The 23,340-nt window shown below is 53.0% G+C and carries 16 protein-coding genes; 9 read left to right on the plus strand and 7 right to left on the minus strand.

What is annotated here, in order from left to right:
• Nucleotides 1-144 precede the first annotated feature (144 nt).
• Nucleotides 145-1,797, minus strand: a complete 1,653-nt coding sequence (hcp, locus tag R50912_RS31400) for a hydroxylamine reductase (RefSeq protein WP_081956737.1) — start codon at nt 1,795-1,797, stop codon at nt 145-147.
• Between the two features lie 144 nt (nt 1,798-1,941).
• Here hcp and R50912_RS31405 point away from each other — a divergent pair, with 144 nt between their 5' ends.
• Nucleotides 1,942-2,646 carry a Crp/Fnr family transcriptional regulator gene (locus tag R50912_RS31405; RefSeq protein WP_042140367.1) on the plus strand — a complete coding sequence of 235 codons (705 nt, stop codon included), beginning with the start codon at nt 1,942-1,944 and terminating at the stop codon, nt 2,644-2,646.
• Nucleotides 2,647-2,742: 96 nt separating this feature from the next.
• On the plus strand, nt 2,743-4,134 hold the full coding sequence (locus tag R50912_RS31410; RefSeq protein ID WP_042240630.1) for an aldehyde dehydrogenase: 1,392 nt from the start codon (nt 2,743-2,745) through the stop codon (nt 4,132-4,134).
• 143 nt (nt 4,135-4,277) lie between these two features.
• Here the strand turns inward: R50912_RS31410 and R50912_RS33750 are convergent, their stop codons facing one another.
• Nucleotides 4,278-7,232, minus strand: coding sequence for an ABC transporter substrate binding protein (locus tag R50912_RS33750; protein ID WP_052416789.1), 2,955 nt, complete (start codon nt 7,230-7,232; stop codon nt 4,278-4,280).
• 339 nt (nt 7,233-7,571) lie between these two features.
• On the opposite strand from R50912_RS33750, the gene R50912_RS31425 reads away from it, so the two are divergent.
• The 3 genes from R50912_RS31425 to R50912_RS31435 all read left to right on the plus strand — a co-directional run bounded on the left by R50912_RS31425 (nt 7,572) and on the right by R50912_RS31435 (nt 9,849).
• Entirely contained in the window at nt 7,572-8,549 is a 978-nt protein-coding gene (locus R50912_RS31425; protein WP_042240633.1) for a LacI family DNA-binding transcriptional regulator, read from the plus strand.
• A 131-nt stretch (nt 8,550-8,680) separates the two neighbouring features.
• Nucleotides 8,681-9,244 (plus strand): hypothetical protein, encoded by a 564-nt coding sequence (locus R50912_RS35440; RefSeq protein WP_156123427.1) that lies wholly within the window; start codon nt 8,681-8,683, stop codon nt 9,242-9,244.
• Nucleotides 9,245-9,360: 116 nt separating this feature from the next.
• Complete coding sequence (locus tag R50912_RS31435; RefSeq protein ID WP_052416790.1) at nt 9,361-9,849, plus strand: DinB family protein; 489 nt, start codon at nt 9,361-9,363, stop codon at nt 9,847-9,849.
• A gap of 248 nt (nt 9,850-10,097) precedes the next feature.
• On the opposite strand, the gene pgmB is transcribed toward R50912_RS31435, so the two are convergent.
• The 5 genes from pgmB to R50912_RS31460 all read right to left on the minus strand — a co-directional run bounded on the left by pgmB (nt 10,098) and on the right by R50912_RS31460 (nt 18,603).
• Nucleotides 10,098-13,214: a beta-phosphoglucomutase gene (pgmB, locus tag R50912_RS31440; RefSeq protein WP_231637747.1), complete on the minus strand. Its 3,117-nt coding sequence runs from the start codon at nt 13,212-13,214 to the stop codon at nt 10,098-10,100.
• 31 nt (nt 13,215-13,245) lie between these two features.
• The gene (locus tag R50912_RS31445) at nt 13,246-14,337 is read right to left on the minus strand and encodes a carbohydrate ABC transporter permease (protein WP_042240639.1); all 1,092 of its coding nucleotides are present in this window, start codon (nt 14,335-14,337) and stop codon (nt 13,246-13,248) included.
• Nucleotides 14,337-15,452, minus strand: a complete 1,116-nt coding sequence (locus R50912_RS31450) for a carbohydrate ABC transporter permease (RefSeq protein ID WP_042218315.1) — start codon at nt 15,450-15,452, stop codon at nt 14,337-14,339. Before R50912_RS31450 ends, R50912_RS31445 begins: the two co-directional genes overlap by 1 nt.
• Nucleotides 15,453-15,733: 281 nt before the next feature.
• Nucleotides 15,734-17,164, minus strand: a complete 1,431-nt coding sequence (locus R50912_RS31455) for an ABC transporter substrate-binding protein (RefSeq protein ID WP_042240642.1) — start codon at nt 17,162-17,164, stop codon at nt 15,734-15,736.
• Nucleotides 17,165-17,598: 434 nt separating this feature from the next.
• Entirely contained in the window at nt 17,599-18,603 is a 1,005-nt protein-coding gene (locus R50912_RS31460; RefSeq protein ID WP_042240646.1) for a LacI family DNA-binding transcriptional regulator, read from the minus strand.
• Nucleotides 18,604-19,364: 761 nt separating this feature from the next.
• Here R50912_RS31460 and R50912_RS31465 point away from each other — a divergent pair.
• From R50912_RS31465 to R50912_RS33755, 4 genes are all read left to right on the plus strand, one after another.
• Nucleotides 19,365-19,577 carry a hypothetical protein gene (locus R50912_RS31465; protein ID WP_042240649.1) on the plus strand — a complete coding sequence of 71 codons (213 nt, stop codon included), beginning with the start codon at nt 19,365-19,367 and terminating at the stop codon, nt 19,575-19,577.
• A gap of 434 nt (nt 19,578-20,011) precedes the next feature.
• The gene (locus R50912_RS31470; RefSeq protein WP_171719127.1) at nt 20,012-21,028 is read left to right on the plus strand and encodes an LLM class flavin-dependent oxidoreductase; all 1,017 of its coding nucleotides are present in this window, start codon (nt 20,012-20,014) and stop codon (nt 21,026-21,028) included.
• 547 nt (nt 21,029-21,575) lie between these two features.
• Nucleotides 21,576-22,592 (plus strand): prolipoprotein diacylglyceryl transferase, encoded by a 1,017-nt coding sequence (locus R50912_RS35445; RefSeq protein WP_042240653.1) that lies wholly within the window; start codon nt 21,576-21,578, stop codon nt 22,590-22,592.
• A gap of 28 nt (nt 22,593-22,620) precedes the next feature.
• Nucleotides 22,621-23,280 carry a sortase gene (locus R50912_RS33755; protein WP_052416791.1) on the plus strand — a complete coding sequence of 220 codons (660 nt, stop codon included), beginning with the start codon at nt 22,621-22,623 and terminating at the stop codon, nt 23,278-23,280.
• Nucleotides 23,281-23,340: the final 60 nt, after the last annotated feature.

Genomic DNA, 23,340 nt, shown 5'->3' on the forward strand with positions numbered 1-23,340 from the left:
GGACCCGCTTATTTGTGCGTTACATAAGATGAACAATCGCTTTAGTCAACCACCAGACAAGTTACCGAAAATTCCTGGCATTAGCGGCCAGCTGAAGGTCTTGTGAGACATAGCGCCGCAGGATAGACGGTCAGTTATTCTGTGTTACACTGCTGCAATGAACCGCTCCATGTCTTCCTGTACGGTAGTAATGCCGCCTATGCCAAAGCTGTCTACCAGCACCTTGGCTACATTAGGTGACAGGAACGCCGGAAGTGTCGGTCCGAGGTGAATGTTCTTCACGCCCAGATGCAGCAGCGCCAGCAGCACAATTACCGCCTTTTGTTCATACCAGGCAATATTGTAGGAGATCGGGAGATCGTTGATGTCGTCCAGGCCGAAGACTTCCTTCAGCTTCAGCGCTATGACCACAAGGGAATAGGAATCATTGCACTGGCCTGCATCAAGCACGCGGGGAATTCCGCCGATATCGCCAAGCGCCAGCTTATTATATTTGTATTTGGCACAGCCTGCGGTAAGAATCACAGTATCTCCCGGCAGCTCTGCCGCGAAGTCCGTGTAATAATTCCGGCTCTTCATCCGGCCGTCGCAGCCCGCCATTACGAAGAATTGTTTGATTGCGCCGCTCTGGACGGCCCCGACTACCTGATCTGCCACGTTCATTACTGCCGCATGGGCAAAGCCGCCGATAATCTCACCTGTCTCGATTTCTACCGGAGCGCTGCAGCCTTTGGCCTGCTCAATCAGTGCCGAGAAGTCCTTCACTCCGTCTGCTCCTGCTGCAATATGCTGAACTCCCGGATAACCTGTGTTGCCTGTTGTGTACAACCGGTTCTTATAGCTTTCTTTTGGAGGTACGATACAGTTCGTAGTCATTAGGACCGGGCCGCCAAAGCTATCAAATTCTTCAGTCTGCTTCCACCAGGCGTTGCCGTAGTTGCCCACGAAATGGCTGTATTTCTTGAAGGCCGGATAATAATGGGCCGGCAGCATCTCACTATGCGTGTATACATCGACTCCGGTACCCTCCGTCTGCTTCAGCAATTCCTCCATATCCTTGAGGTCATGTCCGCTGATCAGAATGCCGGGGTTCGTGCCCACACCAATATTCACTTTGGTAATCTCCGGACTGCCGTAAGCCGCCGTGTTCGCACGGTCAAGCAGTGCCATCACATCCACACCGAATTTGCCGCATTCCAGAACCAGGGCAGTCAGCTCCCCCCCGCTCAGGGTATCATCCAGCACGGCCGTCAGGCCTTTTTCCATAAAAGCATGTGCGCCTGCTTCATAGAATCCCAGCACCGCCGCATGCTCCATATAAGCTGCCATTCCCTTCAGACCATAGGTCAGCAGTTCGCGCAGAGAGCGGATATCCTCATGCTCTGTAGCAAGCACACCCACGGTTGCCGCCTTGTCCATCAGTTCCTCATCCGTAACAGCACTCCATTGCGCTGCGTCATGCTCTGACAGATACGCGATCACTCCGGCATCCGCAACTCTGCTGCGCCAGTTATCCCGCAGGGCCAGCCCCTCCCGGATCTTCGCAGTGAAGTATTCCGGTACAAAATTAGCGTTGGTAATCGTAGCGAACAGGCTCTCTATAATAAATTTCTCTGTCACCGGATCGGTAATCCCCAGCTCACGGCCGCTGCGTGCGAACACTGCAATGCCTTTGAGCGTATACACCAGAAGATCCTGCAGATTGGCTACATCACTGGTCTTGCCGCATACCCCCTGAATCGTACAACCCGTCCCCTTGGCTGCCTCCTGGCACTGAAAACAAAACATGTCGCTCATTACACATTCACTCCTCATTATGAATTGGATAGCTGGACAGGACAACGCTGCGTCCCGCCTTTACAGTTACCAGTAATTGTAGTAGACTTTCGTCTATCAATCGGTAACGGATGTTACCGATTATTATGAATTCGGAGGAAATGTATGAAACCGGAGCCTGCCGCGCTGCAAGCCTGCCTGTTATTCCGCGGGAAATCCGCAGAAGAGATCGAACTGCTGCTGCATACGCTGGCCTATACCGTCAGCACTTACCGCAGGAATGCCATCATCCTCGCCGAAGGCGATCCGGCTGACCGGCTGGGAATTCTGCTCTCAGGCCGGGTCGAGGTACAGAAGACACATTCCACCGGCAGCAGCGTTACCATCGCCCACCTCAAGGAAGGACAGACCATCGGGGAGGCCGTGTTATTCCGCAGGGATAATGTAGCCCCCGCCACGGTAACAGCAACGGGGCCCTGCAAGGTGATGTTCATCGGCAAGCAGGAGCTGCTGCGAATATTCGCAGCAGACACAGATATCCTCACCCGCTTCATTGAGAATCTGTCCGAACGGCTGGTGCTTGTTAACCGGAAAATCGAGAACCTGTCCGCCGGGCCGCTGCGGCGCCGGATCATAGACTTCCTGCTGGAGCAGGGCACGCAGCAGGCCTCCGATACGCTGAAGCTCCCCTTCAGCCGCAAAGAATGGGCCGGGCATCTGAATACCGCCCGTCCTTCATTGTCCCGGGAGCTTGGATTCCTGCGCGATCAGGGCTGGATTGACTTCAAGGGCAGTGAAATCACGCTTCTGGACCGCAGCCGGATGAATGATTACCTCCTGAGCCTGCCCTCTTCAGCAGGTAACCTGTGAACAACGCCTCTGTTGCAGAGCAGACTGGGCTAGACTAAATAGACGCACCAGGCAAGCTGTTATATTCCGATAGATTCACCCGAGGAGGATGCAAGCATGTTGCAGTTAACCGCACCCCATATCGACCAGCTGCTGGCAGAGCATAGACAATGGTTCAGCAGCGGAATCACGAGAACCCCCGGCTTCCGGCTGGAGCAGCTGCAGAAGCTGAAGGATGCCATCAAGCGCAGTGAGCCCCGGATTATCGCCGCCTTGAATAAGGATCTGCGTAAGAGTGAGTTCGAGGCGTACGCCACCGAAATCGGCTTTACGCTGGACAGCATCGGCTATATGATGAAGCATCTCCGGCGCTGGATGAAGCCGGTTAAGGTAAGATCACCGCTGCATATGTTCCCGGCGAAGAGCAGCATTATAGCAGAGCCTTATGGGACTGCGCTCATCATCGGACCTTTCAATTATCCGTTCCAGCTTCTGATTGAGCCGCTAATCGGGGCCATTGCCGCCGGCAATTGCGCGGTATTGAAGCCTTCCGAGAGTACCCCGGCTACTTCGGCAGTCATTGAAGACATGATCCGGGAGACCTTTGACCCCGCATATATCCGGGTGGTGCAGGGTGAGAAAGAAACGACAAATCTGCTTATTCACGCGAAATTCGATTATATATTCTTCACCGGCAGCGTGCCTGTAGGCAGAATTGTCATGGAGGCGGCAGCGAAGAATCTGGTGCCTGTAACCCTTGAGCTGGGCGGTAAAAGTCCGGTCATTGTCGACAAGACCGCCAATCTGGAGGCCGCGGCCAAACGGATCGTGTGGGGCAAGCTGATCAATGTCGGGCAGACCTGTATCGCCCCGGATTACCTGCTGGTCCATAGCGATGTTGCAGCTGAGCTGATCGGGCGGATCAAACACAACATCACCGCATTCTACGGAACGGATATCCGGCATAACACAGACTACGGACGGATTGTGAATGAACGCCAGCTGCGGCGGATTGAAAAGATGCTTGAGCAGGACCGCGATAAGCTGATCCTGGGCGGCAGCGTTGTGCCGGAGGATCTGTACATTGAGCCGTCCCTGATCTACCCGGCTTCCTGGAGCGATGCCTCGATGGAGGATGAAATCTTCGGACCGGTGCTGCCGATTATGGAATACAGTCAGATTAGCGAGGTGATCCGGACTATCAACGATCACCCTAAGCCGCTCGCCCTCTATCTGTTCACTGAGGATAAGCAGGTCGAGGAACAGGTGATGGGCAGCGTTTCCTTCGGGGGCGGCTGTGTGAATGATACCATTACCCATGTAGCCAGCACCCATCTGCCGTTCGGCGGTGTGGGGAATTCCGGGATAGGCGGCTATCACGGCAAGCATAGCTTTGAGCTTTTCTCCCACCGCAAGAGCATTGTTAAGCGAAGCACGAGACTGGATTTCGGGATTGTCTATCCGCCATACGGCAACAAGGTCAAGCTGGCACGGAAGCTGCTGAAGTAGAGGAGACGGGATAGCCCCCTACCCCACTTTTGCGCAAAAGAATAAACAAAAAGGAAGCCTCCCTTGCTAAAAGGTGGTTTCCTTTTTGTTGTTATATTACATACCTGGACTATAAACGGAGTACATTCCGTATACCTATTGCTTCAGCCCGCACGCCGTCCGGCAACCCAGCCCGCAACCTCTTTCTCCGGGATAGGCCTGCTGATATAATAGCCCTGAATCTTGTCACAGCTCGTCCGCTCCAGAAAAGCCAGCTGCTCAGGTGTCTCCACCCCTTCTGCGGTAACATTCAGGCCCATATCGTGGCCGATGGTCACAATGGAGCTGGCCAGCGACATGTTGTTCGGGGTATCGATACTGTCGATGAAGGACTTATCGATCTTCAGTGTGGTAATCGGCAGCTGCTTCAGATAGCTCAGTGAAGAATAGCCCGTACCGAAGTCGTCCAGCGCGATGCCGATCCCCTTCTCCTTGAGTGCTTCCAGCTTGGAGCTAATGGCTTCGAAGGATTCCATGAAGATCGACTCCGTAATCTCAAGCTCCAGATATTCCGGGGCAAGTCCGGTATCCCGCAGCACCGTAAGCACCATGTTCGTGAAATCATCCAGCATCAGCTGAATGACCGAGATGTTAACCGAGATATGATAACCCGCATACCCCTGGCTCTGCAGATCCTTGATGAACTGGCAGGCGGTGCGCATCACCCATTCCCCGATAGGCACAATCAGCCGGCAATCCTCGGCAATCTTAATGAAGGACAACGGCGATACGAAACCCAGCACAGGATTGTTCCAGCGGATCAAGGCCTCGAAGCCCCAAATCTCGTTCGAACCGATATCTACCAGCGGCTGATAATGCAGCGATAGCTCATTATTGGAGATGGCGTTTCTTAGATGCATCTCAATAATCATCCGCTCATCGAAATGCTGCTGCATCTCACGCCCGTAGATCACATAAATGCCTTTGCCTGCTTCCTTCGCTTTATACATGGCAATGTCGGCATTCTTCAGCAGTTCCTCCGCGTTCACGCCATTCTCCGGATATTGGGCAATCCCGATACTGGCCGAGATATGTACGACACTGGCACTCAGCTGAAACGGCTCCTTGAAGCCCTGAACCAACGAGTCCGCATAGCGGATTACTTCACTATACCCGTCTACATCCTTGAAAAGAATCACAAACTCATCGCCGCCGAAGCGGAAATGCTTACTGCGCCCGTCAGACAGCTCCAGCAGCCGCTCGCCGACCTTCACCAGCAGCTCATCGCCGAAGGTGTGGCCCATCGAATCATTGATATACTTGAAATTATCAATGTCCAGGAAGAACAGCGCCGCATGGCCGCCGGAGTGCTCCTGAATAAATTTCTTCAGCTCTTCGGAAAGCGACAGCCGGTTCGGCAGGCCGCTCAGTACATCATTATAGGCCAGCAGGCGGTACTTCTCTTCACTGGTCTGCAGCAGCGCCTGGTTCTCCACCACCTTGTTATACTGCTCCAGCAGCTCATCCTGCAGTGCTGTCAGCTCCTCATAAGTAGACTCCAGCTCCTGATAGCTCATCTGCAGCTTGCTCTCATACCCTTTGCGGTCGGTGACATCGACCATCGACCCGGCAAACCGGATATATCCGCCGCCTGCATTACGCAGCACCTTGCCCCGGGCCTGGAACCATTTGTATTCCCCCGACTTGCTGCGCATCCGGTATTCGGCGTAGTAATACGAAGAACGACCCTCCAGATGCTGGGTCCGCAGCCGGTCCTCCTGCTCGGCATCCTCAGGATGCAGGAGGTCTCTCCAGCCGCCGCGGGTCTCATTGACCTCATCCCGTTCATACCCCAGCAGCTCGTACCAGCTGTCCGAGAAGTAATAGATCATCGTGGACATGTCCACGTCCCAGATTACCGCGTCCGCGCCATAGGTGGCCAGGCTGAAGCGTTCATTGCTTTTTTCCAGATTGCTTCTGATCCGTTTCACCAGCTGTACATAGAATAATAAAACAAAGATAAAGGTCAGCAGCACGGCAAAAGCGGCAATAATGCTCAGTACCAGCGCTTTGTAGGTCTGATAGAAGGAGAACGGCTTGTTAATGACTTCGCTGCCCTCCGGCAGCTTGTCCAGCGGTACGCTGAAATGCTGAAGCTCATTGTAGTCAAATACATTGCGGACATTGCTGTCAGTCACCACAGGGATATTATCCGCACGCTCCCCCTGCAGGATACGCAGCGCCAGCTCCGCTGAGGTCTGGCCCTGAATTCTGCCGCTGATCAGACTGCCGCCAAAGGCGCCGTGGTTTAGTCCAAAATCATAGATATGGTACACCGGAACACTGCTGCTCTTGCCCAGTTCACTTGAGAACCTGTCAAACTCAACAATCCTTCCGGTAGAGTCACTATAGTATGTAGTCATCAGCACGATGCTGTCCGGAGACAGGGCGGATGCCGTTGCTTTAATTTGTTCAATAGAAAAACGGTTCATAGGGAAGATCTCCAGCCCCAGGTTCAGGGCGTCAATCTGATCCATCACCATTTTGCCGGTCGACAATCCGCTCTCCGAATTATCAAAAACAACGTAAACCTTCCTCACGGAAGGGTTGATCTCCAGCGCCATTTGGATCGTACGCGTAGGATCAATCTTCTCGATAACGCCTGTGATATTGTGAGTGTCCGGGATGCCGGCCACACCCAGCTCATTGACACCGCTGAAGATGATAGGAGCATCATCCAGGATCTCCCGGCGGTATCTCATAGCAAAGCTCAGGGCTGCATCATCTGTGGCGAGAACCGCATCAATATGGACATTCTGATACTTGAATTTGATCGTTTCGTAGAAATGTTCGAGGTTCTCCTGATTGGGATACCGTTTCCAATCCATATACTCGGTATAGATTACGGGCAGAGCGGCTGCACTTTTGAGGCGTTCTTCAATTCCGGCACTCTGTTCATCGCTCCAGGCAAAACCTTTCTGATAGGAATGCAGCACCAGCACATTCTGAGCGGGAAGTTCTTCGGCGTAGGCGTGTGTGCCTTCTGTCGTACACAGTAAGATAAACAGCGGCAAGAGCAAGCTTTTTAACAACCTGAGATGAATTTTATCTACACCCATTCGCACACTCCCGTTCATCTATCTCAAAGTCAGATTTCGATTATAAAACGAGGAATTTCGACATTATACTAATTCGTTAAACCCATTTCCCATCCCTCTTTTGAGCGAAAAAAGCCACCCCATTCTGCACCGTACGGTATCAGCGTAAAAAATAAGGATAATTTATTGCATAAAGCAAATGAATTCTTATCTTTTAAATTTGCCGCTTTCTTATAATTATAGGGGGAAACGATATTTTAATAAACAACAAATAGAGCGGAGCTGCGGCCTTTGTGGACAGAGAACAGCGCTCACGTTAGAATGAATTTGCAGTTGACTGCTTAGACAGGAGGCCAGGCCATGCCGACCATCAAAGACGTTGCGCTGAAGGCTGGCGTATCGGCGACTACCGTATCCCGGGTGCTGAACAACAGGGGGTACTTAAGTGAAGAATTGAAGCAGAAGGTGCAGCAGGCGATGGACGAGCTCAATTACCGCCCGAATGAACTGGCCCGCTCCCTCAGCCGCTCGAAATCAAACATCATCGGACTGATTATTCCGCATGTTTCCCTGCCCTTTTTCGGGGAATTGACCAGTCATATTGAAGAACATGCCTACCGGGAAGGCTACAAGCTGCTGCTATGCAACTCGTGGCAGGACAAGCAGAAGGAGCAGGAGTATATCAACATGCTGCGCGCAAGCCGGGTCGACGGCATTATTATGGGCAGCCATACGCTTGAAGTCGAGGATTACCGGCAGATGAACCTGCCTCTGGTTACCTTTGACCGGCAGATTTCGCCGGATATTCCTTATGTATGCTCGGATAATTATACGGGAGGACAGCTGGCCACGACCCTGCTGATTCAAAAAGGCTGCCGCCGCCTGGCCCATATCGGCGGGCATCCCAAGCTGAATATCTTATCGCATCTGCGCTGCGTGGCCTTTGAGGATACCGCGAAGCAGCACGGCGCCCAGTACGTTTCGCTGCATACGGACAACAACAGCTTCGACTTCGATGCCTATGAGCTGCTGCTGGCCCAGCTGTTCCGCGAGCATCCTGAGGTGGACGGCATCTTCGCCGGCAGTGATATCATTGCCGCCTGTGCCCTGAAGGCCTGCCAGATCAGAGGGCGGCGCGTTCCCGAAGATGTGCGGATAATCGGCTATGACGGCATCGCCCTCCGCAGCCTGCTGTATCCGGCCATCAGCTCTATCCGCCAGCCGATGGAGGCGATGGGCAAGCTGGCCGTCGATTTAATCCTGCGCCAGGTGCAGGGTGAGCATGTCGAGTCAGCATACATCCTGCCCGTGGAGCTGGAGGAGGGCGCTACGACTTAGCCTTTGACATGGGCATAGGCACAGACACAGACACAAAGTCACCCTAACGGGTGAATCAGGCTGGAGTTTATACGGTTAAATGACATATAAGGCCTGCTGGGCAGCTCATGCAGATATCCAGGCCGCCACGCATGGCTTCATTCAGGCTGCTTCTGGGTCGCCCCGGTGAAGCCTGGGAAATCAAGGGCACTTTTGCCCCTCATTTCCTCCTTTGGGCCGCAACTGGCGAAATCAAGGGCACTTATGCCCCTCATTTCCTCCTTAGGCCCGCAACTGGCGAAATCAAGGGCACTTATGCCCCTCATTTCTTCCTTGCGCGCGCATCTGGCGAAATCAAGGGCACTTATGCCCCTCATTTCCTCCTTAGGCCCGCAACTGGCGAAATCAAGGGCACTTATGCCCCTCATTTCCTCCTTAGGCCCGCATCTGGCGGAATCAAGGGCACTTATGCCCCTCATTTCCTCCTTTGGGCCGCATCTGGCGGAATCAAGGGCACTTCTGCCCCTCATTTCTTCCTTGCGCGCGCATCTGGCGAAATCAAGGGCACTTTTGCCCCTCATTTCCTCCTTTGGGCCGCAACTGGCGAAATCAAGGGCACTTATGCCCCTCATTTCCTCCTTAGGCCCGCATCTGGCGGAATCAAGGGCACTTATGCCCCTCATTTCCCCTTTCCGCCCACTTCCGGCGGGGATTAGAGGAATACAGCAATAGTTTCTCAATAGTCTCTATATAGTGTCTATATTTGAATTCAGGGATAGACTCCTGATCCAATCCTATTCACACTTTATAGTTGAAAGGAAGCGATGTTTTGATGCTAACGCCTATGATTGCAGAGCTGCAGCTGCTGCTGGCAGCAGTACCCGCTGCGTATAACCGTCTCACACCAGAGGAAGCCGCCGCACCGCGTCGGGGAGGCAAATGGTCCTGTTTGCAACTACTCGGACATTTATGCGATTCGGCAATCAACAATCTCACCCGGTTCATCAAGGTTCAGTACGAGCCGCAGCCCCTGCAGCTGGCTTATTATGACCAGAATGAATGGATGAATGCCCAGCATTATGCCTCGGCTCCGCATGAAGAAGTGCTGACCCTGTGGATCAGCCTGAATCAGTCGGTCCTGCGCGTAATTTCGCGACTGTCTGCTGAGCAGCTGAACCTTCTTTTCCTCCGGAATGACGGTACTACAGTCACCCTGCAATGGCTGGTTGAGGAATACGTGAATCACATGAAGCACCACCTGCGGCAAATGTTCCCGGAGCAGGGCTGGGATAGCTCAGCGATAAATAACCTTAACCCGTAAGAAATAGCCTTGCCGTCATTAATAAGGACCGTCCATTCCAGCGGGAAATAGGAAGGAGAAGTAATCGTGTGAAACTTATACATTCTTGAATTTCAACAAAGACGCCCATGCTCCCCCCACCAACTAAGGAGAACACGGGCGTCTAATATTTCTCTTAACCGCAAAGCGGAGCACTTCAGCATACTACGGCTCCCTTCACATGCCGTACATACACCGGTTTCAACACCGAAAGTTCGCTGCTCTGCCGGTTACCGTGCGCACAGCTCCAGCAGCTTCCCGGCATCCAGCGCCGAGGTAGACGGCAGCAGCAGGTCAGCCGCGCTCAGCTGCGCCGCGCTGCCAATGCCTACGGCCTTCATGCCCGCCGCCTTGATCGCGGCGACCCCTGCGGCCGCATCCTCCACGCCGATGCAGTTGCCCGGCGCGGCCCCAAGCAGCTCCGCCGCCTTGAGGAAGATCTCCGGGTCGGGCTTGCCCTTCCGGAGCTCAGCCGGGTCGGCGACCGCCTGGAACCAATGGGCTGCGCCGAGGCGCTCCAGAATCAGCGGCGCATTCAGGCTGGCCGAGGCCAGCCCCGTAGAGATTCCCCGCTCGCGCAGGGAATCCAGCAGTTCAGGAATCCCCGGCAGCAGGTCAGCCGGGGTGATCCGGCCGATCATCTGCTTGTAATGATCGTTCTTCTTCTCCGCCAGCCGGAGCTTCTCGGCTTCTGGCAGCAGCGCAAGTCCGCTGCCCTCCAGCACAATCTCCAGCGATTCCATCCGGCTGACCCCTTTCAGCCGTTCATTCTTCTCTCGGCTGAAGGGAATGCCCAGCTCATCGGCGAGTGCCTGCCAGGCCAGATAATGATATTCAGCCGAATCGGTAATGACGCCGTCCAGATCGAAGATTACCGCCTGAAGCCGGCCCGCAAGCGAAATCTTCACCGGTTCCTGCGGAAGCAGCCGCAGCAGCTGATCCTTATGCCGGATCTCAAGACCCGTACCGGCCAGCAACGTATATACGGCAACCTCACGATCAACGAATATATCCAGAAGCTGCCCGCGCACGGTGATCTTGAAGCGGTAGCTCTCCCACTGCTCCGGCAGGGCAGGATCAAAGCTCAGCTGCCCTTCATACAGCCGCAACCCTCCAAAGCCGTTCACGATCGACATCCACGAGCCAGCCATCGCCGCCATATGCAGCCCGTCCTTGGCGTTGCGGTTAATGTCATCAAGATCCATCCGCACAGTGCGGTCGAAGTAGGCATATGCCCCGGTTAAATCACCGATCTCAGCAGACATGATGCTGTGAATACAAGGCGATAAGGAGGAGTCGTGGGTGGTTAGCGGCTCATAGTAATTATAGTTGCGGATTTTATCCGCCAGGCTGAACTTGTTCCCGAGCAGGAACATGGCCATCACAAGATCCGCCTGTTTCAGCACCTGGTGGCGGTAGATCACCAGCGGATGATAATTCAGCAGCAGCGGATATTTATCCGGCGGCGTATGCTCGAAATCCCACTTCTGCTTCGTCAGGAACGTATCATCCTGGGCATAGATGCCGAGACCCTCGTCGAAAGGAATAAACATCCTTCCGGCGGCTTCCCTCCAGCCCTCCGCCTCTTCCATAGACAGTCCTATGGCCAGCTGCAGGCGTTCATAGTCTGCAGGATATTCCTCCTGCAGAAGTTGGGCGGTCTCATAGGCATACATGAATTGGTCCTGAACCATGAGATTGGTGTAGGCATTGTTATTCACAATCGCCGTATATTCATCCGGTCCAGTCACAGCATCAATGCAGAAGGCACCTCCGCGCGCGGGGTTGTAGTGACCAAGATCGGCCCAGAAGCGCGAGGTCTCAAACAGAATTTCCGCCCCTTGGGCAACCAGGAATTCCGTGTCGCCCGTTGCCAGCACGTATTGCTTCAGCCCGTAAGCAATATCGGCATTGATATGCGCCTGGGCGGTCCCGGCAGGGAAGTAGGCGGAGTTCTCCTCACCGTCAATCGTCCGCCATGGATACAGCGCCCCCTTCTGGGACATGACCGCCGCACGTTCCCGCGCCTTGCCAAGCGTAGCGTAGCGGAATTCCAGCAGCGCCCGGCTGACTTCAGGCTGGGTGAAGGTGAAGAACGGCAGCATGTACATTTCCGTATCCCAGAAATAATGGCCTTCATAGCCTTCTCCGGTTAAGCCTTTGGCCCCGATATTGGTCGCGCCGTCCCGGCCTGCCGATTGCAGTAGCTGAAAAGCATTAAAGCGGATACCCTGCTGCAGCGCCGGGTCGCCGTTGATCTCCACATCCGTATGCGCCCAGAAGGTATCCAGATATTCCTGCTGCTCCCCGGCCAGACCGGTGAATCCAAGCTCTCCGGCCATCTCCAGCACCCTGTCACTCCGGCCCTGCAGTTCCTCCTCCACGTAATCCTTGGAGGTGTGATAGGTTATATATTTGGTGAGTCTTACGGTCTCACCGCTACACACCGCTGCGGCATAACATACCGATATCCGTTGACCGATCAGTTGGTGGCTCATCTCGCGCCCGGACTTCGCCAGCAGCCCATGGCTGACTGCGGTCAGCAGCGCAAACCGCGTATGCCGTGTCCGCTGCTTCATCCATAGCTTCCGGGTGGCAGTGTCGTAGCCGGTATCCTCCAGCAGCAGGCTGGGCTCGGCACTGCCTGCACCCAGCCGCGGATCATCGGTGGCCTCCGGCCGCCGGATCTCGCCGTCCACGGCAGATTCAAACTTCAGCGTGCCGGAGAAGTTCAGCGCGGTCACTGCATAGTCGATTGCGGCCAGATGCTTGTGCACAAGCGACACCATCCGGCGGATCTGCAGCAGCACCCGGTGGCCGGCAGGGGATTCCCACTCCACCTCCCGGTGCAGAATACCGCTCTGCATATCCAGGCAGCGTTCATACCGGTGCACCTTCCCTTGGTCCAGCCGGAAGTCATGTCCTTCAATACTGAGTTCGATCATACGCGCATCGGTCACATTCAGCATCGCCTGATTCCGGGAAGGGAACCCGAAGGCCCCTTCGGGATAGACAATCGGCTCAGAATCATAGAATCCGTTCAGATAGTTCCCGGCTACGGAAGTGCCCGCCTTGCCTTGGTAGCCTTCCTCGAAATTACCGCGCATACCGATATATCCGTTGCCGAGCGCGAATACGCTCTCGCTCCGCTGATTATACTCCTCCTCGTAGTGTTCCTCACCGAGACTCCACTCGCGGTAAGGATATAATGCCGGCGGATGTTCATAGGGCTTCATCTTCATCTCTATATTCTCCTCCTGATTGCGAATTTCTCCTGACCCCCGTATTGGATCTCCGGGGGACAGACCTCCGCTCTTTACATTCCCGCCGGAAATGGCGGTACTCATGTACACCCGGCACCTGCTCTGAGCCATGGGCTCAGCCCTTCACCGAGCCGCCCATCAGACCTCTGACGAAATACTTTTGCAGCAGGAAGAAGATCGCCAGCGGCATCAGCATTGAGATAAACGCAGCTGAAGTCAACAAATGCCAGTCATTGCCGCGTGAGCCGACCAGATCGGCGATCTTCATGGACATTACCTGCACCGACGGCTGGTTGCCGATGAAGATCAGTGATACCAGATAATCATTCCACACCCAGAGGAACTGGAAGATTCCGATGGAGGCGAGCGCAGGCACAGAGAGCGGCAGAATCAGTCTGCTGAAAATGGTAAAGTGGCTGGCCCCGTCAATGAAGGCTGATTCAAACAGATCCTTCGGCAGCTGGCTGATGAAGTTATACATAAAGTACGTAACCAGCGGCAGGCCGAAGGCCGTGTGCGCCAGCCAGATTCCGAGATAACTGCCGTTGAGCCCCAGCGACGTGTAATCCTTCAGCACCGGAATCAGCGCAACCTGTATCGGAATGACCAGCATCGCGATAATGATAACGAACAGCGTCTTGCGGCCGGGAAATCGTAGCCAGGCGAAGGCGTATGCGGCAAAAGAAGCGATCAGCACCGGAATCACCGTAGCCGGAACGGCAATCGTCAGCGTATTCCAGAACGCCTGCGATAATCCGCTGCCCTTCTGCACCGTCTCACTGCCGTCGGCTTCCTTAAGCTTGTATTCCTTGCCGGACAGTACATTCTTATAATTATCAAGCGTCAGGTCAGGCGTAGTCTTCCAGCCCTGCTCCTGCATATTGACCGTGCGTGCTCTGCGGTTCTCCCAGATCAGGCGGCTGTCATCCGCCTTCACACCAGCTTTGAGCTGATCATCACTGTAGGTTTTACCGTTCACCTCAATCGGCTGCCGCAGATCCACATCCTTGGACAGCTGCAGCGTTTCGCCAGCCTTCCACTCCTGATGAGGGAAGACCTTCCACCAGCCGGTGTGCAGAATATCCGCAGCCGGACGGAAGGAGGAGGCAAAGAGCCCGAACGTTGGCAGAATCCAGATGAAGCAGATGACGCCCAGTATCAGGTTAACAACCGTTTTGCTGCCTTTTCTTTTCTTTTTGCCGACCATTAGAATCCCCCCTGCTTGCGGAACTGACGCAGATTAATAAGAATAACAGGCAATACCGCGATCAGGAGTACGATAGCCAGTGTTGAGCCGTAACCGAAGTTGCGGTACATGAAGAATTGCCGGTAGAACTGTGTCGCTACTACTTCTGTATCGTATTGACCTCCCGTCATCACCATGACGACGTCAAATATTTTCAAGGTAAAGACAATAATGGTTGTGGTTACAGTCAGGATTGTCGAGGAGATAAACGGAATCATGATACCGAAAAAAATCTTCACCTCACCGGCGCCATCCACCCGTGCGGCTTCCAGAATATCGTCAGGAACACCTTTGATCGCAGCGGAGAAGATCACCATCGCGAACCCCGTCTGCATCCAGATCAGGATAATTATAAGGAAGAAATTATTCCAGGGCTGCAGCATACTCGTCCAGGCCTGCGGTTCGCCGCCGAAATAGGTTACGATTGCGTTCAGCAGTCCGATTTGCTCATCGCCCGGCTGATAATAATAGACAAACTTCCAGATCACACCTGCGGCAACAAAGGATATGGCCATCGGCATGAAAATAATTGATTTGGCGATACGTTCATAACTGCTGCGGTCGGCAAGAATGGCAATAAGCAGCCCGAAGCATACACAGGCCAGCGTACCCACAAACACCCAGAGCAGATTGTTTCGCAGTGCAGTTGCCATCAGATGGTCGCTGAAGATTGCAGCATAGTTGCTGAGTCCGACGAACTTCTCCGAAGAAGCATTGAAGAAGCTTAAGTACAGGGTCCGCAGCGCAGGCAGGATTAACAGCCAGCCGAGGATAATCACCGCGGGTCCGACAAATACGTAGGGCAGCACTTTCCTGCGGATACGATCGGGGTATTGCTCAACCGCCCAGGTCAGAGTGTAATAGATCAGATATACACCCAGTACGCCCCACAGCACGGCAAGCACCGCAGTCAGCAGCGGATTAAGCGTAGAATCGCGGAAAAACAAGAAGATCAGCCCATTGATCACAATGTTAGCGAGCAGCACTCCCAGCGATAAAAGCACCGCCCGGCCGCTGATTCTCTGCTTGGCCTGCGTACCTGGGGCACCGGCCTCCGGCTTTATTTGTGCATCCATATCAGTTCCTCCTAATAAGTTTTGCGCAGCAAAACTCTCTACATAAGCATTCTTTAACAAGTGGAAACGGCTACGCCGTCCTTAATAGGAATGCGTATGCTTCCGAAGCAGCGATACTACGTATCGCTTTCAGGTATCCGTTTCAGCGAGAAATAGAAGGATAAATTATGGTGTGAAACATATAAATTCTTATAATTCAAGAAAAAGAGGGGCAGGATTCATCACTGCTGCCCTGCCCCTCTTCATCATTTACTTCCCCCTAAGTCCCGCTTACACGCTCCTTAGTTGTTCCAGCCGGACTGGATCTGCTCCAGGGCCTGATCCAGAGTAGCCGTTCCGCTCACATAGTCGGTCATGCCTTTCCAGAACGTGCCCGCACCCACCTTGCCGGGCATCAGGTCAGAGCCGTCAAACCGCAGGGTTGAAGCATCCTGCACCAGCTGCGCCATCCGGCGGTCGGATTCGGACTGGTACCAGTCCAGCGGGGCATCATTCATTGGCGCCACTACGCCGCCGGATTGTACCCAGCTCTTAATCGATTCACCGGTGGTGAAGAATTCCATGACAGCACGTACTTCAGGACGGTCATTGAACATCGCGTAGATATCGCCTGCTACAAGTACCGGCTTGCCGTATTGCTCATCAATCGGCGGGAGGTAGAACCAGTCATAATCTTCATCAACCTTGGCGGTTTCCGGGAAGAAGCTGGTAATGAAGTTCCCCATCAGGTTGAACCAGGCTTTGGGAGGGTTCTCGAACATTGGCTTCGGAGCATCCCCGAAAGCAGTGGTTACGATGGATTTAGCGCCGCCGTATACATAGTCCTTGTTCATCCAAATTTTGGACATCACTTCTACAGCATTCTTCACTTCAGGAGAGGTGAACGGCAGCTCCCCGCTTACCCACTTGTCATAGTTCTCAGGAGTTGTGGTGCGCAGCATGATGTTCTCCACCCAGTCGGTGGCTGCCCAGCCGGTAGCCGCGCCGCTCTCAATACCGATAGCCCAGGCAGGATCACCGTCTTTGGCAATTTGCTCTGTCAGCGCCATCATCTCATCCCAAGTCTGCGGAACCGTGTATCCGGCATCGTCAAATTGCTTCTTAGGGTACCAGACCAGACTCTTCACGTTGCTGCGGTTCCAGATCCCGGCCATAATCTTGCCGTCTTTACCGTCCATGGTGGACATATCCAGCCAGCTCTTATTGTAATTGGCTGTCAGTTTCTCTTGATCCAGCACCCCTGTCAGATCGACTACCTTGCCGGTCTTCGCAATGGAAGCCAGGAGGCCCGGCTGCGGGAAGTCAGCGATATCCGGAGCGTTGCCGCCGTCGACACGGATATTAATCGTAGCTTCGAATTCCTTGGAGCCTTCATACTGAATATCAATCCCGGTTTTTTCTTCGAACTCTTTGATGCTGCTCTCAAATTTCACCTGGTCGGCGTCCACAAACGGGCCGAACATCGTTACCTTAGTCCCTTTATATTCACCTTTCATCGCTAAGTCCAGCGGGCTGCCAGCAGCTGTAGCCTCCGCATTATTTGTCGATTCCTGGTTGTTATCTGCTGCTGTTGCTGCCGGGGCCTCTGTTGCTGCCGGGGCTTCCGTCGGTGCCGCATTATTGTTATTCCCGCCGCATCCGCTGAGCATCATGGTGAAGGATAAACACAGCACCATAGCGAGTGACAGTTTACGTCCTGGAGCCTTCTTCATTGTTTCATACATCCCCTTTAATTGTTTTTAGAGACTGCATTAGGTCAGCTTAATTCCCGGAATGGCTACCGGCTGAGCACTGGACCACCTCCTTGCAAAGCTTTTCAGAGAATGATAATTTGTACAGTTTAATGTCAGGGATTCCTGAGTCAGCAACATTAATATAGCGCTTACATTTCCATAATATCACATGTTGAATGCGTTTCCAATACTGTAAATTCATCTTTTCCAGGGTTTTATTTTTAATTTGAGGTATTTCTGCACCTTTCACCTCTGGCAACCGTATTTTCGGCAGATTTTCGTGTAAACTAAGCGTAATAATTTACATTAATCTGCTGAATTTTGGTGAAAAGCTTTTCAGATTTAGAAAAAGAGACCGCTCTGCCCCTCCACAACCCAGGCCGCAGCGCTTCAATCCTGTCCGCAAGCAGGTTTCATTTCTCACGCGAGGATTCTCTTACAACCAGCTTATGCTCCATCTTTTCTTTCATGACAGCCACAGAGCCGGTCGTTAATAACTCATGCAGCTTCTCCGCAGCCCGGTAACCCAGTTGATAAATCGGCTGTGCGATCGTTGTCAGCTTCGGAATGAACATGCCGGACATCCGCAGATTGTCGAAACCGATCACCGACACCTGACCCGGCACCAGAATATTGCGGTCCTTCAGATAAGAGATCGTTCCCATGGCGAACTCATCGGCCACACAGAATACAGCGGTCAGCTCCGGATAGTCACTGAACAGCTCATGCGATGCCTGATACGCCTGTTCAAAGCGGTGATTGGCGTATTTGACCTTCTCCACATTACGTTCCAAACCGAATTCCTTGAGCGCTCTGACGAATCCGGCAACACGCGGGGGCCCGGACACCGAGTTATCATGATTGAAGCCGATCATTCCGATCTCCTGGTGACCCAGCTCAATCAGGAATTTCACCGCATCATACGCTGCCTTCTCATCATCGACCTCCACCGAAGCCACCTCATACTCATCGGAATGGGAGGAGACCAGCACGAACGGAATTCTGCAGCCTACCAGCTTCTCATAATACTCGGGGTACAGCACATCACTGGCGAACACGACTCCGTCCACCTGCTTCTCATGGAAGGTATCGATATAAGACAGCGTCCGCTCCTTGTCCCGGTCTGTATTGCAGATCATCAGACTGTAGCCGAGCTTAATGCAGGCATCCTGCATCCCCCGGATCACCCCTGCGAAATACAGGTTCTCAATATCGGGAATAAGCAGGCCCAGTGTATAAGACTTCTTGTAAATCAAACCGCGCGCAAACGCATTAGGCTGATACTTCAGCGCTTCTATGGCTTCCATGACCCGGCTGCGTTTACTCTCAACTACCGTGTCCGGCGCATTCATTACACGGGAAACCGTGCTGATGGATACATCGGCCATTCTGGCTACATCCCTGATTGTTGGCTTCATAGCTCTGACTTCCTTTTTATAAAGATAAGAGTTTATCTGCTTACGCAATAAATGTTCCTTATCTTTCTCGCTGAAACGGATACCTGAGCCGATATGTAATATCGCTGCTCCGGAAGCATAGGCTTTCCTGAAGCACAGCGCAGCCGTTTTTAATTAGAAAAGCTTTTCAAAGCGATTATAGCAAGGCTCCCGCAAATTGGCAAGATCTTTGTTATACGCTTACATTTCGCTTCCCCCGGAAGGAATTTCTGATAATTAATCCCCCTTATGCTATTCACCGGCTGCGGATTTTGCCTGTTTGGCTAATGGACAACGCCTATTTTTTAATCACCTCCGTCCATCTGAAAAGCTTCCCAACTAACCATTTCACCTTACCCTGCAGACCATTATGTAGCTATAGCACATTAATCGCTATACCTATATGGAGTGAACTTACGTATATAGATCTAACTTGCTGAACAACGCCTGCATATCAATTGAGAGTAACGAGTGTGGAATGCACAGCAGTTAATTGTATTTCCTGCAGACAACTATTCAAATTCCGGTCAGTCACTGCGGGACTGGGGGAGTACGTCAATGCCTTACACTTGATTCTCCAGCGGAAGAGTAGAGACTTCTTAGGGAGCACTTTAGATACTGTAGAAACCGTAGATAGTTTAGAGACTTTAGAGACTTTAGAGACTTTAGACACTGCAGACAAAAATGTTGTACGTTTTACAACTTGGATTGATGGTTAGCCGGGTGTTCGGGAGGATTGTTGTATGAAATACAACAATAATCCTGCTGAGCCGCTTGAACAAGGTAAAATGTTGCCTTTTGTACAACAATTTTGGATTAGGGCCGGTATGAGGAGGATAATGTTGTATTTGGTGCAGGATTTTACAATAAGTAACTGCATCTCTGCCACAGAAAACGGATTAAATCGGGAAATTCCTCGTCAACAGTGCCGCCTAGAAGTTCAATTCACAGAATAACGGATTAGCCAGGATTGGTTTTATGTTGGGGTTTTATGGTGAAATCTTGAGTTCAGTCTAGACAATGCTAGGATAAGGGTCCGTACCAGCCTGCCTGCAGATTAAGCCATGAGCCCGGTGCAGATCTGGTGCTGATTTAGTGCTGATCCGGTGCTGACCTGGTGCTGATTCGGTGCTGACCTGGTGCTGATCCGGTGCTGATCCGGTGCTGATTTGGTGCTGATTTGGTGTTGACCCGGTGCTAATCAGGTGCTGATCCGGAAGAATACCGGACCAAGCGATATAGCTTCTTCATCCGTAATATCCCCTCCTTCCCCATACCGCTTACTTAAAGTGTGTAAATAATATTATTTCATGTTATAATTGGCGGGTAGATCAATCCATAGCTGCAAATACTGCTTACTGATGCTGAAGCATCCATTATGGGAGGGATTATGGTGAAGCAATTGCACGACATTCCGTTCTCCGTGCTGGATTTAGCCCCTATTCGCGAGGGCGGAACAGCGGCGGATTCATTTCATAACACACTTGATTTAGCACGTCATGCCGAAGAATGGGGATACCACCGTTACTGGCTGGCGGAGCATCATAATATGCCCGGCATTGCCAGCTCTGCCACGTCCCTTGTGATTGGACATGTAGCTGGAGGAACCAAGCGTATCCGCGTCGGCTCGGGAGGCATCATGCTCTCCAACCATGCACCGCTTGTTATCGCTGAGCAATTCGGCACGCTGGAGTCCTTATATCCCGGACGCATCGATCTTGGCCTCGGCCGGGCTCCCGGCTCCGACCAGGCCGCTGCCAGAGCGCTGCGACGAGGTCTTGGCAGCGACGGCAGCGAATTCCCCGAGCAGCTCAGCGAGCTCCGGGCTTATTTCGACGCTAACGGGGCAGGCGGCCGCCCGCTCGGTGTACGCGCCGTTCCCGGCGAAGGACTGAATATTCCGATCTGGCTGCTTGGCTCCAGCGGCTTCAGCGCCCAGCTTGCGGGCCAGCTCGGTCTTCCGTTTGCTTTTGCCAGCCACTTTGCACCGGATTACCTGCTGCCGGCACTGCATTTGTACCGCAGCAGCTTCAAGCCTTCCGCTGTGCTCGATAAGCCCCATGTCATGATCGGACTGGGAATAACCGCCGCAGATACGGTGGAGGAAGCGCGTAGACTGGCTACCTCACAGCAGCAGCAATTCCTGAATATCATCCGAGGCCGTACCGGCAAGCTCCAGCCTCCGGTGGACAGCCTGGATGGAATCTGGACGCCACAGGAGAAGGCGATGCTGCTGAGCAAACAGCAATATTCCATTGCCGGCGATCCTTCGCTAATTAAAGAACGGCTGCTGGAGATTCTCGAGGAGACTGCTGCTGACGAATGGATTATTGCATCACAGATTTATGATCACTCCGCACGCCTGCACTCTTATAAGCTGGTATCCGAGCTGCTGCAGGAGCAATAAACCGATACCGCCCATCAAATAACCGGCCCGTTTAACTACACACGGAGAAATCCGTGCATGTAGCTTAAATGGGCTATTTGTATGCAAGAAACACCGCTAGTCTCTTCATTTACAGCTTAACAATGAGTCGTTCTCTATAAAATACTACATATTCATTAATATCCGGAGAAATAATGAGTGAACAGCAGTAAACTGTAGAAAACAAATAATTATGTGCATCAAACCTTCATTTATACCTAATTTAGACCAATTTCAATGTTTTTATTTATCTTTAAATTTGATTATACTGTAGTTATTCGTTATAACGAACAAATGCGCAATTGCATTCTTCAAGTTCGTTCTATCGGGTACTATCGCCCCATTTCGTAGTGGTTCTCTAAAAAACCACTTTATTCGACAAAGCATGTGCAGGCAGGCATGAATTGCGGCGGATCGTGGCTGGAAACTGCAGAATTAGGCGGTTATAGGCTAGGAATTACGGGTTGTAGGCGGGCGAGTGAAATAGAAATAGAGTAAAGATGACTTCCCAGAAGAGAGGGGCGGGAATGTGAAAAAGAGCTATCGCGCGTCCTTGCTAGGCGCTTATATTCTAGTCGTGCTGGCTGGTGTCGTATGGCATGCCGGAGGGGCCAGCGCCGAGGACACGATTAAGCTGACCGTGAATTCGCATACGACCAGCACTGCGACCATGAACAACATGCAGCCGGGAGATACTATGGCTTCAGACTATACGGTCATCAACGACGGAAATGACCCGTTTGATTATTCTGTAGACTTCAAATTCCTCTCCGGGGACGCAGAATTGTACAAAATCCTGCAAATGACCCTGCAAAAAGAGGGAGTAATCATCTATACAGGGGTAATGAGCGAGGCAGAAGGCCGGGTGACTATCGGCTCGCTTGAGGGCGCTGAACAAGAGGCCATCCAGATGGACGTGGTATTCCCGCCTGAAGCCGGCAATGAATTTCAGGGGAAGACGGTGAGCGTAGCCTTTGAATTCACCGCTACGGCAGAGCCTGCGCCGACAGCTGAGCCTACGGCAACGCCGGTACCGACCGCGACACCAGACCCTACAGCTGGGCCTACGGGAGAACCGACTGCCGAGCCTACGGCAGCACCGACTGCTACGCCAACGCCGGACTCCACAATCGGACCCGGCAGTACGCCAACAGCAACGCCAACTGCAACACCAGCACCGACGGATACACCATCCAGCACGGAACCTGTAGTTACACCATCTCCTTCCCCAACAGCTGCAGCAACACCGGCAGTTGATGAAGTGACTGTAAGTGAAGCACCGGTACCCCTGGGCGGCGGGGATAACAATGGAGGGAGCAGCCCGTCTGCTACGCCAGACGCTGGAGCTGTCACCGCCAGCAGTACCCCAGCGCCTTCACCGGAGGATGGGGTAACCCTTACCGATGACGAGCTTCCGCTCGCCGGACCGGATGAGGACGGCAAGCTGCCGGATACCGCAGAGCCCTGGTACAATCTGATTCTGGCCAGCATGGCTGTAGCTATTCTCAGTCTGATCGTCATCCGCAAGCTGGGCTCGAAGAAATAATATTTCACACAAGGCTGGAGGAGAGAGTATGAAGAAGCGTTCCGGTATATCCATAGCCGTGAAGCTGATCTTCATACTCTCTTTATGCGTCATGCTGTATTCGGCCGTCCAGATCTTCAAAGCGCCTGCAGAAGCCCGGGAAGCCCTGCAAACCTGGGAGAAAAAGAAGGAGGAAGCCCATCTCCCTGTGGCAACAGAGGAAGAAACCCCGCTGCCTGACGGTATGATCAGCAACCCTGCAGAACAAGGCGGCGCCAACCCCGCATATACGGAGGGGGAGGTGATTGGAGAGATCTATTTTCCCAGGCTGGACAAACGGGTGGCTATTCTGGAGGGGACGGGACGGCACGCTCTTAAAAAAGGGGCAGGACATGACGAAGGAAGCGCAGCCATAGGCTCCTCCGGCAACAGCGTGCTGGCAGGACATCGCGATACGGTGTTCCGGGGCCTTGGAGAGCTGGAGAAGTCGGATGTTATTGAACTCGAAACGGCGGACGGGAAGTTCACCTATGAGATCACAGGGAGCAGGATTGTAGACGGAGAAGCCCGGGGAGCCATTAAGCCAAGCAAAGAACCTGTCCTTACCCTGATCACCTGCTATCCCTTCTCCTACGTCGGTTCAGCTCCGGACCGCTATCTGCTCTCGGCCAAGCTGATTGCAAGCCAGCCGCTGGTACGGCAGCCGTAAGCAGATATTTCCCTCTTCGGAAGTCCGCACGGGATGAGACCTCTGGCGGATCGTGATAAT

It is taken from the genome of Paenibacillus sp. FSL R5-0912 (genome assembly GCF_000758605.1).
GTDB lineage: Bacteria > Bacillota > Bacilli > Paenibacillales > Paenibacillaceae > Paenibacillus_AQ.

Excerpts from the sequence above, each read along its gene's own strand:
- hcp (WP_081956737.1), bottom strand. The coding sequence starts at position 1,797 with ATGAGCGACATGTTTTGTTTTCAGTGCCAGGAGGCAGCCAAGGGGACG.
- R50912_RS31405 (WP_042140367.1), top strand. The coding sequence starts at position 1,942 with ATGAAACCGGAGCCTGCCGCGCTGCAAGCCTGCCTGTTATTCCGCGGG.
- R50912_RS31410 (WP_042240630.1), top strand. The coding sequence starts at position 2,743 with ATGTTGCAGTTAACCGCACCCCATATCGACCAGCTGCTGGCAGAGCAT.
- R50912_RS33750 (WP_052416789.1), bottom strand. The coding sequence starts at position 7,232 with ATGGGTGTAGATAAAATTCATCTCAGGTTGTTAAAAAGCTTGCTCTTG.
- R50912_RS31425 (WP_042240633.1), top strand. The coding sequence starts at position 7,572 with ATGCCGACCATCAAAGACGTTGCGCTGAAGGCTGGCGTATCGGCGACT.
- R50912_RS35440 (WP_156123427.1), top strand. The coding sequence starts at position 8,681 with ATGGCTTCATTCAGGCTGCTTCTGGGTCGCCCCGGTGAAGCCTGGGAA.
- R50912_RS31435 (WP_052416790.1), top strand. The coding sequence starts at position 9,361 with ATGCTAACGCCTATGATTGCAGAGCTGCAGCTGCTGCTGGCAGCAGTA.
- pgmB (WP_231637747.1), bottom strand. The coding sequence starts at position 13,214 with ATGAGTACCGCCATTTCCGGCGGGAATGTAAAGAGCGGAGGTCTGTCC.
- R50912_RS31445 (WP_042240639.1), bottom strand. The coding sequence starts at position 14,337 with ATGGTCGGCAAAAAGAAAAGAAAAGGCAGCAAAACGGTTGTTAACCTG.
- R50912_RS31450 (WP_042218315.1), bottom strand. The coding sequence starts at position 15,452 with ATGGATGCACAAATAAAGCCGGAGGCCGGTGCCCCAGGTACGCAGGCC.
- R50912_RS31455 (WP_042240642.1), bottom strand. The coding sequence starts at position 17,164 with ATGAAGAAGGCTCCAGGACGTAAACTGTCACTCGCTATGGTGCTGTGT.
- R50912_RS31460 (WP_042240646.1), bottom strand. The coding sequence starts at position 18,603 with ATGAAGCCAACAATCAGGGATGTAGCCAGAATGGCCGATGTATCCATC.
- R50912_RS31465 (WP_042240649.1), top strand. The coding sequence starts at position 19,365 with ATGAAATACAACAATAATCCTGCTGAGCCGCTTGAACAAGGTAAAATG.
- R50912_RS31470 (WP_171719127.1), top strand. The coding sequence starts at position 20,012 with ATGGTGAAGCAATTGCACGACATTCCGTTCTCCGTGCTGGATTTAGCC.
- R50912_RS33755 (WP_052416791.1), top strand. The coding sequence starts at position 22,621 with ATGAAGAAGCGTTCCGGTATATCCATAGCCGTGAAGCTGATCTTCATA.